Origin of the sequence: Polyangium jinanense, from assembly GCF_028435265.1 — a bacterium.
Classification (GTDB): domain Bacteria; phylum Myxococcota_A; class Polyangia; order Polyangiales; family Polyangiaceae; genus Polyangium; species Polyangium jinanense.
In genome coordinates this window covers 73,983-88,069 of sequence record NZ_JAGTJK010000022.1, presented here as the reverse complement: position 1 = coordinate 88,069, position 14,087 = coordinate 73,983, and the positions used below count along the sequence as shown (strand labels likewise).

The following is a 14,087-nucleotide window of genomic DNA, read 5'->3' as shown; positions in this document are numbered from 1 at the left end:
CTGGGTAGCATGATGACATGCGCCCTCTTCGCCTCGCTTTCCTTTCGGCCCTCTCCCTCCCATTCCTGACCACCGGCTGCGGTAGCTCCCCGCTCGAGGACGCCACGCGCGGCTACGACGTCGAACGATACGCGCTCGAAGGCGCGTTCGATTGGACCACGCGCAAGCTCGCCGCGACCGTGTCCGTGACGCTCACGCTCACCGAGGATACGCCCGCGATCGCGCTCGACAGCCACGTCACCGTGAAAGCCGTGCGCATCACCGGCGTGGAGGATCCCGACTACGAGGTCGACGTCCCGCGCGGCGTGCTCGCGATCTCGCTGGAAGACGCGCCCAAGGCGACGAAGGGACAAACCATCGAGATCGAGATCGATTACGAGGCCGGCACGAGCGACAACCTCTATGCCATTGCCACGCGGCGCGGCGATCCCGTCATCTCCCGCGCCCTCTTCACGGACTCCGAGCCACTCGGCACGTCGTGGTGGATGCCTTGCACCGACGATCCGAGCGATCGCGCGACGTTCTCCGTCTCCCTGAAGATCCCGGCCCAGGAGCAACTCATCGCCAATGGGCGGCTCGTGCTCGACGCCGAGGAGGGGCCGGGCTCGCACCGCGTGCAATACGAGTCCGGCTGGACGCTGCCGACCTATCAAATGGCGTTCGCCGTGAGCCAGTTCGAGGTGGCCAAATCGCATACGGAGACCGGATTGCCCGTCGAGGTCTGGCATCGCCGCGAGCTCCCGGGCAGCCACGCTCAAATGGCGAAGGCCCTCGCCGGCATGATCGATCGTTTCGAGCCGCTGATCGGGCCTTATCCCTTCGAGCGATATGCCCTCGTTCTTTTGCCTTCGTTCCCCGGGGGCGGCATGGAAAACGCGGGTATCTCGTTCCAGCGCGAGACGAGCAGCACGGAGCCTGCGCTCTACGGCGATTTTTACCTCGCCGCGCACGAGCTCGCCCATCAATGGTTCGGCGACCTCGTCACCCTCGAGACCTGGGACGACATCTGGATCAAGGAAGGCATGGCAAACCAGCTCGAATACGAGGCCGGGCGCGCCTTCACGGACGCGAGCGGGGAGGGGACGCTGCACGGGGATCAATTCTTCGCGGAGGACGGGGTGCCCATCCGCAACAAGGCCCTCGCGCCGGCCGACAAATACACGTCCGGCCCGTACGATCGCGCGGCCTGGCTGCACACGCAGATCCGGAGCGTGGTGGGGGAGGCCGCGTATTTCGAGACGCTGCGGAAGATCCTCGACGCGCACAGGTTCGGCACGATCGGGACCGATGCATTCATCAACGCGTTCGCAGAGGCCCTCGGGCCGGAGGCGACGGCGCGGGTGCGGCGCGCGCTCGACGCGACGGCCATGCCGCGGATCGAGTTGCACGCCGAGCCAAACGCCGCGTTTGCCCTCGTGCTCGACGATCCCGACGGGGCGGTCGTCGCGCCGCTCGTGGTGCGCTGGTACGGCGCGGATGGGTCGGCCGAGGAGGTGTCGCTGCTCGGCGGCGCGCGGGCCGTGATTCCGGCCGCGGGGACCGAGGTCCTGCTCGTCGTGGATCCGGGCGACGTGCACCCGGAGTTCGAGGTCGCGGGGGACGAGGCGCACACGGCGGCATGGCTCGCGGCGCGCGTGCCGCTCACGGCGAACGGAAAAACCGTGCTCGCAGGGCTCGGCGGGGCGGCGCAGATGAATGCGCTCCGGGTGGCCGGCACGTCGAGCGCGGCGATGATCACGCCGGCCGAGATCACCGGGCTTCTCGGCGAGCTCGACGCGGACGGGGCGAAGGCGCTCGCCTTGCAGCTCGCTTGTGGGCTCGCGTCGAGCTCCGCGGACGCGGCCGAGCAAGAGGCCTGGGCGGCGGCCCTCGCGCCGCTGCTCGAACCCGGCCCGCCGTCGTTCGGGCTCGGGTGGATCGGCGCGGGCCTCGGCGCTTGTGGTGACGTCGTGCCGCCGGACGCGCTCTTCAGCGTGGAATGGCCCAAGCTCGAAGCCGGCCTCGTGGCCGAGGACGTGCCCCTCTCGCGGCTTCAGTACCTCGGCGCCTTTCAGCTCCCCGACGATCGCGAGCTCGCCACGTTCGGCGTGGTCGCCTCGAAAGCGCCCTCGCTCCGGGCGCGGCGCATCGCCCTGGATCACCTGGCGCGGCGCGCGCGCGACGTGACCTCGGAGGCGTGGGTCACGTTTTACCTCGACCTGCTCCGCGCGACGCGGACCTCGGAGACCTTGCCCTCGGCGATGAATGGCGCCTCGTGGGCGGTCTTCAACACGGGCGCGGGCCTCGGCGCGTTCGTGGACGAACTCGGCGACATTCTCCACGACGAAGTGACGCGACCGGCGCACGCGCGGGCGATCTGCATCGGGGTGCGGCTGCTCGCGGACGATCCCGCGGCGACGAAGGCCTTCCTCGGAGGCCTCGCGAACGCGCCCCTTTCGGAGCCGGCGCGGGCGATCCTGAGCAAGCCGGAAACGTGCCTCTGATCAGATCTCGAAGCGCTCGCCCTCGCGCGTGCAGGCGATGGGCGAGTGCTCCGGGTCGTGAAAATCGGGGTAATGAATGAGCCGCATGCGGCGCTTCACGTCCTCGGGCAGCCCCACGAGCGAAGCGAGCGGCGTATGGACGCCGAGGTTCGTCTCGTGGAAGAAAAGATCGGCCTCGGCGAGCCAGTCGATCAGCGTGGGATCAAACGCCGTGTCGGCGCTGTAGCCGAACCGTGCCCCGCCCGCGGAAAACCGCAGCGCCGATGTGGGGATGTGGTGAATCGTCGGCCTCCATTCGAGGTCGAGATCGCCGATGTGGTTCGTCCCGGCGCCGAGCGGCACCACGTCCGCGTAATCGTCCAGTGTGAGCGACGAGCGCGTCCCGTCAGGCGCCATGAGCGTATCCATCCCGCCCTTGAGGCGCGTTTCCCAGAGCCCCGCGAGCACCTCGGGGGCCGCGTGCAGCTGGGCGCGTTTCCCCGTCACGAACCGCCGATAAAAGAGGAGCTGCTCGAGCCCCCCCACGTGATCGCCGTGCAGGTGCGTGATGATCACGCGATCGACGTCGTCGAGCCCGATCGGCGGTCCGCCGCGCGCGCCGAGATCCCCGAGCGCCCGTCCGAGCGCGGGAGGCGCGTCGACGAGGATCCGGGTGGATCCTGCCTCGACGAGGAAACAGGCATTGAAATAACGCGTGGTGAACGCATCCCCCACGCCGACGACGCGCACGACGAGCGAGCTCACGAAGGCCTCCCGCCGTGCGGCGTCGTTCCCTGGGTGTTCCGCGGAGACATGGCCATGGCGCGCCCCGATGGTGCCCCATCACGGCGAGCCGAGCCAGCAGTCTGCCACGGCCCCGCGCGAGGGGAGCGACGGACGCCGCTCCCCCAGCGAGCGATTGCGATCAATGGGTGCCGCGCGCCTCACCACCCTTGCGCCCAATCTGAGCCATGTGGGCCCGATCGCTCGACACGGCCTCGCCGCCTTTGCGGCCGATCTGCGCCATGTGCTCGCGGTCCTGGCTCACGCGCTCGCCGCCCTTGCGGCCGATCTCGGCCATGTGTTTGCGGTTCTGGCTGACGACCTCGCCGCCTTTCTTGCCGGCCTGGCGCGCCTCGTCGGGCGTGAATTCGTGCGCCGTGCCCTTCTCGTGCGCCGCCTTGCCGCCCTTGCTCGCGATGGCGCGCTGCTTGTCGCGCTCCATGGCTGCGAAGCCGCGCTGCGAGGGAGGCTTGCGCTCGGTCGTCGGACCGAGGTCGCTCGAAGAAGGCGGCCCCTCGTGCTCGGCCGAAGCCAATTGCTCAGCGCGATCCTGCGACGTCTCCGCCTGCTTCGTGTCCTCGGCCTCGCCGCTGTTCCTCGCGGTCTCGTGCTGGTCCTTCTCGATCATTTGCCCCTCCTTGGTGACGCCCCGCTCGATGCTCCAGCCGGGCGCCGTGTTGCTTCGCGGATTGCTGTTGGGCCGCGCGAAATGACGTCAAGCTGCGCTCGGTAGCGCGTGTGCCTGCTGCAATGAGAAATGGTCGCGGAGCGAGCGATCTCGTGCACGCCGGCCCGGATCGAGCGCACGCTCGTGGTTTGCTCCGACGAACGGCGGAGCTCGAGCATGATGCAATCGGGCCGGACAGACGACTTCATCGGGTTTGGCAGAGCCTCATTCTCGATGCTGCTACACGCTCAACCGCTCGCTCGCCCGGTTGCTTCCGCCGGGCGAGCGGGCGATCTCGGCGCCTCATGGAAAGGTCTGTCCCGTCCTTACCCGAGCGAGCGCACGATGGCGTGCGGGCAAGGAGGTGCACACCCCTCCGGCGCATACGCTCGCCAATCAAAGAAGGGACCACGCGGCTTCGCCGCGATGGACGGCTCCTTCAATCGAGCGAACGCGACGGCCATCTTCGATGCACGAGCCCGCTCATCGGCTTGCGAAAGCAGGCCTTCAGCGGCCGCGCTCGGCCATGAGGTTTTTCGCGGCAGATCAAGCCCGATACGCCAAACCCGCCCCGCATTGCGCCGTGGGTGCCGGGTTTTTCGGCGATGTGGAGTAAGGCGAGGGCCTTACCCACCCGAGCGGGTGTCGACGAAGCTCTGTGGGCCAGAGCGAGGGTGTGGATATCCGCGGGGCACCGCCGGACGTCGAGGGCTGTTCCTCGCGGATGCGATCCCTCCGTCGGCGGCGCGCAGAGGCCCCCCAGGACGGCGCTTTCCTGCTCGTCGGCCCGTGGTTCGATGTGGACCCCGCTGCGCCGATGTCGGTCCCGGGAGCAGGCGCCGGCCGCGCAGCGCCCCCCGGGGCCGGAAGAGCGCGCAGGCGGCCAGCGTGGGCCGTGGGAGGCCTCGGGGCCCAGGGCGACGCAGAAGCGGCCGAGGACGCGGTCCACGGTGGAGCGGCTGAGCCCGCTGGCCCTGGCCAGGGTGCGTCGGGACCGACGCCGACGTGCGTCGCGACGTACGCGACGTCATGGCCCTCGGCGCAAGCGAGCACGATCTTCGCACGCGGCGCCCGCCTGTGTTCGTGCGTGTCCTTCCCGGTCGGGGCCCGGGCGAGCGCTTCGAGCATCAAGCGTTCGTCGGGGCTTATCTCCATCGGCGGGATCGTTCGTCCCATCGATGGTGAACATGTGCCCAGCCCCCGCTCGTTCTGACGTTTTCGTCAGCCGGCCGAGCGGGCCTCACCGCGAGCTTTCGGGCGAGGTCAGAAGGTGCCGCGCAGGCCGACGCTGCCGATGCCGACCCAGGGCTCGACGCTCGCCTTGGTGGGCGAAGCGGGCTTGGCCTTGGGGGCCGTCAAGAGGAGGACGACCCCGGCCGTGAGGCCGACGCCGCCCACGACGAACATGGCGGTCGAGAGCGTGGCCTTCGTGTCGATGCTGTCGCGGTAGTTGACGTAGGAGCGAGGGGAGACGGGGGTGTCGTTCGTCTCGCTCTTGTTCGTGCAGGGGTCGCTGCCGTTGACCCGCCGCTCGCAGAAGTCCTCCATGTCGCTGCGCGTGGAGTAGGCGCTGATCAAGGCCCCGATGCCGGCGATCGTGGCCGCGCCGCCGACGCCGAGGCTGACGTAGCCGATGATCCGCTGCGTGGCGCCGGGCGGCTTCTTGGTCGTGCCTTCGCCGCCGCCGGGGGGCGGGACGACGTCGCCGCCGCTGGGCTCGGCGCCGCTCTTCGGCTTGAGCTCGAGCACGGCGCGGGCGGCTTGTTTCTCGTCGACCTTGAGGTCGAGCACGGCCGCGGACGCCGGCGTATCGGCCTCGACGCGATGCACGCCGGGGTTCAGCGGCGTCTTCACGCCGATGAGCGCGCGCGGAAAAACCTTGCCGTCGAGCATGACGGTCGCGAGCTCCGCGCCGGCGCCTTGCACGGTGAGCTCGATCGTGGGGATGCGCGGCGTGAGCGCGGCGAGCTCCTTGGCGGCCGTCTCCTGCGCGTCGCGGAATGCTTCGGGGGCCTTGTCGTCGAGCTGCAGGATCGTGATGGAGCGGTATTTCTCCGCGGCCTCGACGAGGCGCCCGAGCTTCTCCAGCGTGCGCGCCGCGAGGAGTTTTACGGTGGGCGCGTTGACGAGCGCATCGGCCCGTTCGAACTTGTCGAGCGCGTCGGCGTACTTGCCTTGATCGTAAAGCGCGAAGCCCTCGTCCGCGAGCGCGCGGGCGGCGATACGCACTTGATCGTTGATCGGCTGCGCCCACGCGGGCGAGGCGCAAAGAACTGCGCTCACGAGCAGCAGGCCGATCCCCTTCGACAACCGCATCGTATTCCTCACGCTCCTTGGAGCCGTACGCGAGCGGGTGCGCCCGCGTCCGTCAGATCCCCCAGTCGGGCTTCTTCTTGTTCGTCGTACCCGTTTTCTTGGTCGTCGTCCCGCCCTTGTTGATCGGGACGCGCGTGGTCGACGTCGGCGCAGCGCTCGCCGTGGGTGGGGTGTCCGTGGTCCCCGCGGCAGGCTCGCTCGTGGGAGGCGTCTCGGGCGTGGGCGCGACCGAAGCCGTCGTCGGCGCGGCGACCGTCTCCTTCGGCGGCTCGGCAGCAGGAGACGCGGAGGGCGGCGACGCCGAAGGGGTCGTCGCCTCCGTCGTCGCGCGCGGGCCGCTCGTCGAGAGCAGCACGACCGCCGTCGCGGCGCCGATCACCATGGCCGCGAGCGCGGCCACGATCACGGCGGGGCGCATCTTCTTTTGCGTGGGCTGCGCCTCTGCGACGGCCGAGACGAGGCCGCGATGGGTCATCGTCGTCGGGTCGGGCGCGCGCGTCTTGGCGAACGCCGAGGGCTCGGGGCCGGGGCTCGAGATGCGCGCTTGCTGCGGCATCACGATGTTCGGCAGCGAGGGGTGCGTCTGGCCGAGCTTCCAGATGCCCGACTGGTCCGGGCAGAGGATCCAGCGCAGCGACTCGGCGAGCTCCTTCGCGGTCTGGAAACGCTCGTTCGGCTCGCGTGCGCAGGCCTTGGCGAACCACGCGTCGAAGCCATCGGGGACGGGCGCGACCGCGGAGGGCACGGGCAAGGGGCGCGCGCAGATCTGCACGATGAGATCGCCGAGCGCCTCGCTGTCGAAGGGACGCACGCCCGTCACGCACTCGTAGGCGATCACGCCGAGCGCCCAGAGATCGGCGCGCTGATCGATCGTCTTGTTCCCGAGCGCCTGTTCGGGGCTCATGTAGCAGGGCGTTCCAACAACCGAGCCGGTGCGTGTGGCGACGCCGCCCTGGCTGCCGAGCACGCCGCCGCCGATGGCCTTGGCGATGCCGAAGTCGAGGACCTTCGCGATCTCGTCCTCGTCGTTGCGCACGAGGAAGACGTTGCTCGGCTTGAGATCGCGGTGGACGATGCCGGCCTCGTGCGCCTTGCCCACGGCGCGCCCGATGTGCGTGATGATCGTGGTGGTCATCAGCGGCGGCAGCACCCGCAGACGCTCGATGCGCTGCTCGAGCGTCTCGCCCTCGAGCATCTCCATCGCGATGTACGGCAGGGGCCCGTCGTAGCCGTGGTCCTGGATCTGCACGACGTGCGGCGTGCGCAGCGCCGCGGCGGCCTTCGCCTCGCGGAAGAAGCGCTGCACGATCTCGCTGTTCTCGTTCGCGCCGCTCGATCCGAGGAGATCGACGTCGATGAGCTTGATGGCGACGGGCGCGCCGAGCGTCACGTGCTCCGCGCGCCACACTTCGCCCATCGCTCCTTTTCCGAGGAGATCGATCAGGCGATATTTCCCGGCAATCACGGTTCCGGGGCCCAAGCTACTCATGCTCGTCTCAGCTTACTCCAAGTCGCACCGAGCTTGGAAGGATCGTGCGTGCGGAAAAGTACGATGACCCCGCGTATGTGACCGTCAGGCGACCGTCACGATCGCGCATGCCCAAACGCGCGTTTCGATGGGCTGATCTTGGAATCGGGGCCATCTGCAATCCACTTCACCGTCAGCCCGATTGCTTCGCGAAGTCCTTCATGAAGCGAACGAGCACTTCGACGGAGGCGAGCTCTACGGCGTTGTAGAGCGAGACCCGGATGCCGCCGGTGACGCGATGGCCGGCGAGGCCCACCATGCCTTGTTTCGCCGCCTCGGCGACGAACCGCTTCTCGAGGTCCTCGGTGGGGAGCCGGAAGACGACGTTCATCACGCTGCGGCTCTCGCGCTCGACCGGGGCCTTGTAAAACCCCGAGAGCTCGTCGAGCGTGCCGTAGAGCAGGGCCGCCTTCGCCCGGTTTTTCCGCTCGATCTCGGGCAAACCGCCCTGCTCCTTGGCGATCGCGAGGACGTTGCGCACGAGGTAGATCGCGAAGGTCGGCGGCGTGTTGTAGAGCGAGTTGTTCTCGGCGTGCGTCCGGTACTGGAAGATCTTGGGGATGTCCTTGCGGCTGCGCTCGACGAGGTCCTTGCGTGCGACGACGACCGTGACGCCCGAGGGCCCGATGTTTTTCTGCGCGCCGGCGTAAATGAGCGCGTACCGACGGACATCGATGGGACGCCAAAGGAAATCGCTCGACATGTCCGCGACGAGCGGGACGTCGCCGGTGTCCGGGACGTCGTGCCACTGCGTGCCGAAGAGCGTGTTGTTCGTGGTGATGTGCACGTACGCCGCGTTCGGATCGAGCGAGAGCTCGCTCTGCCGCGGGATCCGGGCGAACCGCTTGCCCTCGGCCGTCGTCGCGGCCACGCGAACCGTGCCGATCCGCCCCGCCTCCTCGTACGCCTTCTCCGACCAGCCGCCCGTGAGGACGTAATCCGCGCTTTTTTCCGGGGGCAGGAGGTTCAGCGGCACCATGGCGAACTGGTGGCTCGCGCCGCCCTGGAGGAAGAGCACGTGGTAGTCGTCGGGGATCGAGAGCAGCTCGCGGAAGAGCGAGAGGGCCTCGTCGTGCACGCCCTCGAACGCCTTGCCGCGGTGGCTGTGCTCGATGATCGACATGCCCGTGCCCTCGAAATCGAGAAGCTCGCGCTGGGCGCGCTCGAGCGCGGCGAGGGGGAGCGCGGCAGGTCCGGCGTTGAAGTTGTGCACGCGAGCCATCGGTCGGGTCTCCTCTGCTCGAGCCGCGCGGAAGGCGGCGCGTCTCGTGGCGCGACCCTATAGCACGAGGGCGCCTCCTGGCGGAGCCGCGCGCGTGGTGCTCTACTCGAGCCGGCGATGAAAGACGATGCGGCAGTCGGGACGGCCCCGGGCGCGCGCACGGAAGGTCCGCGCGAGCCACGCCTCTTCGCCGAGTTCCCCGTCCTCGCCCGCGAGGTGCCGTGGCTTCCGCTCCTGCCCGGTCCCACGCCGGTCGAGCGCTGCACGGCGATCGCCGGCTACCTCGGGCGCGATGACGTCTGGATGAAGCGCGACGACCTCGCGTCGCCGCTCTACGGCGGCAACAAGGTCCGGCGCTTCGAGCACATCCTGGCCGACGCGAAGGCGCGCGGCGCGCGTGAAATCCTCACCGTCGGCGGCCTCGCCTCGACGCAGGTGACCGCGACGATCCTGTTCGGCCGCGCGCTCGGCTTCGAGGTGACGAGCGTGCTCTTCGATCAGCCCATCACCTCGTTCGCGCGCCGATCGTTGCTGCTCCAAGCTTCCGCCGGCGGGCGCTTGATCCACGGCGGCGGCTACGCCCGCACGACGATCCTCACCGCGAAGGAGCTCGCGCGGGCGCGCAAGGCGTACTTCGTGCCGCCGGGAGCGTCGGGGCCGATGGCGAACCTCGGTTACATCGGGGCCGCGTTCGAGCTCGCCGATCAGGTCGAGCGGGGCGAGATGCCGCGGCCGGATCTGATCGTCCTGCCCGCGGGGAGCGGCGGCACGGTGGCCGCGCTCTCGCTGGGGATGATGCTGCTCGGGTGGTCGACGACAGTGATCGCCGCGCGGATCACCGAGCGCTTCGCTTGCAACCGCGTGACGCTGCGGCTGCTCGTCGAGGCCACGGCGCAGAAGCTCGCGCGTCACGCGGGATCCCGTGTGCTCCGGCGGAACCTGCCGGCGCCGCGTTTCGAGGTCGATCACGGCGTCGCGGGGCGCGGGTACGGGCACCCGACGCCCGAGGCGCTCGAGGCCGCGCCCGAGGTGACGCGCCTGCTCGGCGTGCCGGGCGAGATCACGTACAGCGGCAAGGCGCTCGTGGGCCTGCGCCGCGCGTGCGTGGCCCATCCGGGCAAGACGATTTTGCTGTGGAACACGCTCTCGGCCACGTGGCCCGAGCCTTCGATCGGGCCGGAGGCGTTGCCTCCGGCCTTTCATCGGTTTTTCGAAGGGGACGTGCCGATCTAGGCGACGAACGGTCTTTCGCCCGTCACTGGAGCGGGGGCGGGTAGGCGGGGCCGAAGTTCTGCTCGGCGATGTCGTCGTAGGTGAGGAGCGGCGTCTTCGCGGCCTCGTCCGAGTAGAGCGGTTTGACCACGCAGCCGCGCGCGCCGCACTGGTTCGATTCGCGGAACGCCACGTCCGCGACGAGCCAGAAGCGGTTGCCGCCGGAGAGGCCCTCGCCATCGGTCGGGGTGAACGTGATGGGCGTCTCGGGATCGTAGTAGCCCTTCGGCCCGAGCTCCGCGCTCAGCGCGCCGTCGCAGAAGATCTTGATCGTCGGGTGGACGTCGTAGGTCTTGTCGTCGTTGCTGAAGTAGTGGACGCCGATACGGAACCACTGGTTCTTCGGCGGGAAGTCGACGTTCACGTTCTCCGGCGCGCAGAAGTCGGAGTCGTCCGGGTTCGAGACCGTCGGATCGCAGCTGATGTTGTCGAGGTCGAGGCGCGGGTTGTGACAACCCTGGCCGAGGATCTGCCAGTCCTGGCCCACGCCGCGCGGCGCGAAGTAACAGGTGTTCTTCTCGAAGGTCGGGTCGAGGTACCAGGACACGGGCTCCGGCGGCTGCACGTTCGCCGGGAACCACGACGGCGCGTCGATCGAGGGCGGCGGCGTGAAGTCGCTGAAGACGCAGTTCGACCAGGCGCAGTCTTGCGGCGAGCCCGAGACGGCCCAGGGCAGCGTGTTGTTCGGCTGGTGCAGGTGCAGATCGAGGTCGACGCCGTCGCCGCCGAGGTTGTGCTCCCACTCGAGCTCGACGCGCAGGCCCGGCGCGCCGACGAAGAGCGGATACGTGCACGTCGCGGTCCCGCCGCCGGCGAGGCCCTTCGTGTACGTCACGGTGTACTCGCCCGACTGGAGCGGCTTGAAGTCGTCCGCGGGGCTCGAGCCGCTCACGCCAGGGCAGGGGCTCACGCCGTCGGGGCAGGCGACGGCCCACGTCTCGGAGCCAGGCACCGCGTCGGCGCTGAAGTTGCCCGTGCCATCCTTGAGGTTCACGTTGACGAACGGCGACGTCGTCATCGCGTGACAGGCGTTCGTGTCGTTCAGGAAGCACAGGTCGGTGGCGTGGACGCCACCGATACACGACGACCAGTACCCGTTCTCGCTGCACTTCATGGTGCCGTCGAAGCAGCCCGGCGTGCCGCGGTACGACGGATCGCCCTTGAAGCACGGATGCGCTTGGCCCGCGGAACAGGGGCAGTCCTCGTCCGCCTCGCCGTCGCAGTCGTCGTCCGAGCCGAGGTGATCGGGGTCGCAGAGCTCCGTGGGCCCGCATTTCGTGCCGCACGGGTTTACCGGGACGTCGTTCGGCGCGTCGGTGCCGCCATCGTCGGTGGGGAAGATGAACCCGCCTTCACCGCCCATCCCGCTCGAGCTCGACGTGGGCGAGCCGCCCCCGCCGCCGCTCGCGCCAACCCCGCCGGAGCCCCCTTCGCCGGGATCGAACTTGTTGCCGGTGGACGTGGCCGAGCAGCCGGCGGCGATGGCTGCACCGGTGGCGAGGCCCGCAAGCACAAAAAGAAGCGGTTTCAAGGAGCGGCGACGGCGACGCATGAGACTCCTCCCGCCCCGGCCGGGGCGCGATGGCTGAACAAAGAAACGTGCGAGGGAAGGGGCGCCGCGGCCGGGATCCGGTGCGCGGCGCAATGTAGTGTAACGCGCCGACGTCGACGTCGAGGGCTATTTGGCGCGCAGGCTTTCGACGAACTTCTCGAACGCGGGCTTCGCGGCGGTGACGGTCTTCTCGGGGCCCGTGAGCTTGAAGAAGGTCAACGCGCCATCGGTCTCCACGATCGCGCCGAGCAGGGCCCATTTCGGCTTCGGCCCGGCCGGCGCAGCGCCCGGCATGCCCATGCCGCCCGAGAACGTGCCGTGGATCTCGACGACGGTCACGGAGAGCTCGCCGATCTTGCGATCCTGCCGCGACGTCGTGTCCTCCTTTCCGCGTTCGAACTGGCCCGACCAGCGCTGGACGTTCTGATCGACCGTGCCGCCGGCCTGCGAGACGCTCATCTCGGCGTCCTCGGCGTCGCCCTCGGCGCGCGGGATCTTGAAGGTCGCCTTGCGCATCGGGCTCGGGTTCTCGGCCTTCTGCCAGCCCTCGGGGACGTCGTAGGCGACGTCGGTCGGGCCTTTCCGCTGCGGCGCGGCCGCGCCCGGGCTCGTGCTGCCTGCGGGCGCCGCGGGGGCGGGACGCGCCTTGTCCGGCGCGCCGCTCGGGGGAGGCTCGGGCGTCTTCTCGCAGGCTGCGAGGGCGAGGATCGCGACGGGCGCGATCAGTGCAGCGAAGCGTCGATTTCGCGTTCCCATGGTGGCTAGTAGCCCTCCGTCTTGCAGATGATCTCGTTCATGATCTCGCGCGTCCCGCCGCCGATCGGGTAGAGCCGCGCGTCGCGGTAGAGTCGCTCGACGAGCGTCTCGCGCATGTAGCCGTGTCCGCCGAAGATCTGTACGGCCTCGTCGCAGACGAACGAACAAGCGTCCGTCGCGGTGTTCTTCGCCATCGCGGCGAGGCCCGTGACCATGTCGCCGCGCAGGTAACGCGCGATGACGTCGTTCATGAGGGCGCGCGCCGCCGCGATGCGCGTCGCCATGTCCGCGAGCTTGTGGCGCAGCACCTGGAAGCCCATGATCGGCTTGCCGAAGGCGCGTCGCTCGCGCGCGTAACGCACGGCCTCGTCGTACGCGAGTGAGGCGATCGCCACGCAGTTGCCGGCGAGCAGCAGTCGCTCGACGGCGAAGTTCGTCATGATCGGGATGAACCCGGCGTTCTCTTCGCCGATGAGGTTTTCCCGCGGAACACGACACCCGTCGAAGACGAGCTCGGCGGTGTCGGAGGCCCACCAGCCCATTTTCGCGAGTTTCTTGCCTACGGAAAAACCGCGCGTCCCGCGCTCGATCACGAGCAACGAGATCCCGCCGTGCCCTTCGCCGCCCGTGCGCACGGCGGTGGTCACGAGGTCGGCGCGGCATCCCGAAGTGATGAAGGTCTTCGCGCCCGTGACGACGTAGTGGTCGCCATCCTTGACCGCGCGCGTCGCGAGCGAGGCGACGTCGCTGCCGCCGCCCGGCTCGGTGATCGCGAGCGCCGCGATCTTCTCACCCGCGAGCACGGGCGGGAGAAACCGCTTCTTTTGCTCCTCGGTGCCGAAGTTCAGGATCGGCGGCAGTGCAATCGCGTGGCTGCCGAGGCCCACGGCCGTGCCCACGGACGTTCCACCGACGATCATCTCCTCGGTCGCGGCGATCATGTGCGAGAGATCCCCGCCGGATCCGCCGTACGTCTCGGGATAACCGACGCCGAGCATGCCGGCGCGAGCGGCCTTCTCGTAGAGCTCGCGGGGGAACTCGTTCGCCTCCTCCCAGGCGTGGGCGAAAGGCGCAATTTCGCGGCGCGCGAAGCGGCGGATCTCGTCCCGCAGCCGGGCGTGCTCGGGGGTCTCGTGCAGAGAGGGCAGGGATGTCACGGGATACCGTCCGTTCCAGGCGAAGAGCTCACGACGAGCGAGCGCGTGCCTTTCGCATGCGGATGCCGCAGGGGCGGAGGGTGAGGTTCGAGGTGGGGATGTTCAGGCTCCGGACCGGAGCCTCGTCAACCGCCTCAACCACCTCCACCGGGTGCGGGGGCCGCAGCAGCGCCGGGCTGCCCGGCAGGAGCTGCCGGAGCAGGCGGGGGCGCAGGAGCCGCCGCGGGTTCAGCCTTGATGGTGATCTCGTCGGGCCGCGTCAGGGACGAACAGGCTGTCGCCGAGAGCGAAAGGATCACGACCGCGAGGGGCGTGATGGATCGTCGGGAGAGCACGACGGGACGTTACCACCCGACGGGCCTTCGGATCCAT

General features: G+C 69.3%; 11 protein-coding genes. 2 read left to right on the top strand and 9 right to left on the bottom strand.

The window, feature by feature from the left end:
- The first annotated feature begins 17 nt into the window (after window positions 1–17).
- A complete protein-coding gene (locus KEG38_RS31635) occupies window positions 18–2,483 on the top strand; it encodes a M1 family metallopeptidase (protein ID WP_272423662.1) in 2,466 nt (821 codons plus the stop codon).
- Here KEG38_RS31635 and KEG38_RS31630 read toward each other — a convergent pair whose 3' ends face one another.
- The 5 genes from KEG38_RS31630 to serC all read right to left on the bottom strand — a co-directional run bounded on the left by KEG38_RS31630 (window position 2,484) and on the right by serC (window position 8,978).
- Window positions 2,484–3,227, bottom strand: coding sequence for an MBL fold metallo-hydrolase (locus KEG38_RS31630; protein ID WP_272423661.1), 744 nt, complete (start codon window positions 3,225–3,227; stop codon window positions 2,484–2,486).
- A gap of 160 nt (window positions 3,228–3,387) precedes the next feature.
- Window positions 3,388–3,873 carry a KGG domain-containing protein gene (locus tag KEG38_RS56425; RefSeq protein ID WP_272423660.1) on the bottom strand — a complete coding sequence of 162 codons (486 nt, stop codon included), beginning with the start codon at window positions 3,871–3,873 and terminating at the stop codon, window positions 3,388–3,390.
- Between the two features lie 1,302 nt (window positions 3,874–5,175).
- Window positions 5,176–6,228, bottom strand: a complete 1,053-nt coding sequence (locus KEG38_RS31620) for a tetratricopeptide repeat protein (protein WP_272423659.1) — start codon at window positions 6,226–6,228, stop codon at window positions 5,176–5,178.
- A 52-nt stretch (window positions 6,229–6,280) separates the two neighbouring features.
- Window positions 6,281–7,717, bottom strand: coding sequence for a serine/threonine-protein kinase (locus KEG38_RS31615; protein WP_272423658.1), 1,437 nt, complete (start codon window positions 7,715–7,717; stop codon window positions 6,281–6,283).
- A 172-nt stretch (window positions 7,718–7,889) separates the two neighbouring features.
- Window positions 7,890–8,978, bottom strand: coding sequence for a 3-phosphoserine/phosphohydroxythreonine transaminase (serC, locus tag KEG38_RS31610; protein ID WP_272423657.1), 1,089 nt, complete (start codon window positions 8,976–8,978; stop codon window positions 7,890–7,892).
- A gap of 117 nt (window positions 8,979–9,095) precedes the next feature.
- Here serC and KEG38_RS31605 point away from each other — a divergent pair, with 117 nt between their 5' ends.
- Window positions 9,096–10,211 (top strand): 1-aminocyclopropane-1-carboxylate deaminase/D-cysteine desulfhydrase, encoded by a 1,116-nt coding sequence (locus KEG38_RS31605; protein ID WP_272423656.1) that lies wholly within the window; start codon window positions 9,096–9,098, stop codon window positions 10,209–10,211.
- Window positions 10,212–10,233: 22 nt separating this feature from the next.
- Here the strand turns inward: KEG38_RS31605 and KEG38_RS31600 are convergent, their stop codons facing one another.
- The 4 genes from KEG38_RS31600 to KEG38_RS31585 form a co-directional block, all read right to left on the bottom strand.
- Window positions 10,234–11,802 (bottom strand): hypothetical protein, encoded by a 1,569-nt coding sequence (locus KEG38_RS31600; protein ID WP_272423655.1) that lies wholly within the window; start codon window positions 11,800–11,802, stop codon window positions 10,234–10,236.
- Between the two features lie 126 nt (window positions 11,803–11,928).
- A complete protein-coding gene (locus KEG38_RS31595) occupies window positions 11,929–12,558 on the bottom strand; it encodes a hypothetical protein (RefSeq protein WP_272423654.1) in 630 nt (209 codons plus the stop codon).
- A gap of 5 nt (window positions 12,559–12,563) precedes the next feature.
- On the bottom strand, window positions 12,564–13,715 hold the full coding sequence (locus KEG38_RS31590) for an acyl-CoA dehydrogenase family protein (protein WP_272423653.1): 1,152 nt from the start codon (window positions 13,713–13,715) through the stop codon (window positions 12,564–12,566).
- 134 nt (window positions 13,716–13,849) lie between these two features.
- Window positions 13,850–14,050 (bottom strand): hypothetical protein, encoded by a 201-nt coding sequence (locus KEG38_RS31585; RefSeq protein WP_272423652.1) that lies wholly within the window; start codon window positions 14,048–14,050, stop codon window positions 13,850–13,852.
- Between the last annotated feature and the right edge of the window lie 37 nt (window positions 14,051–14,087).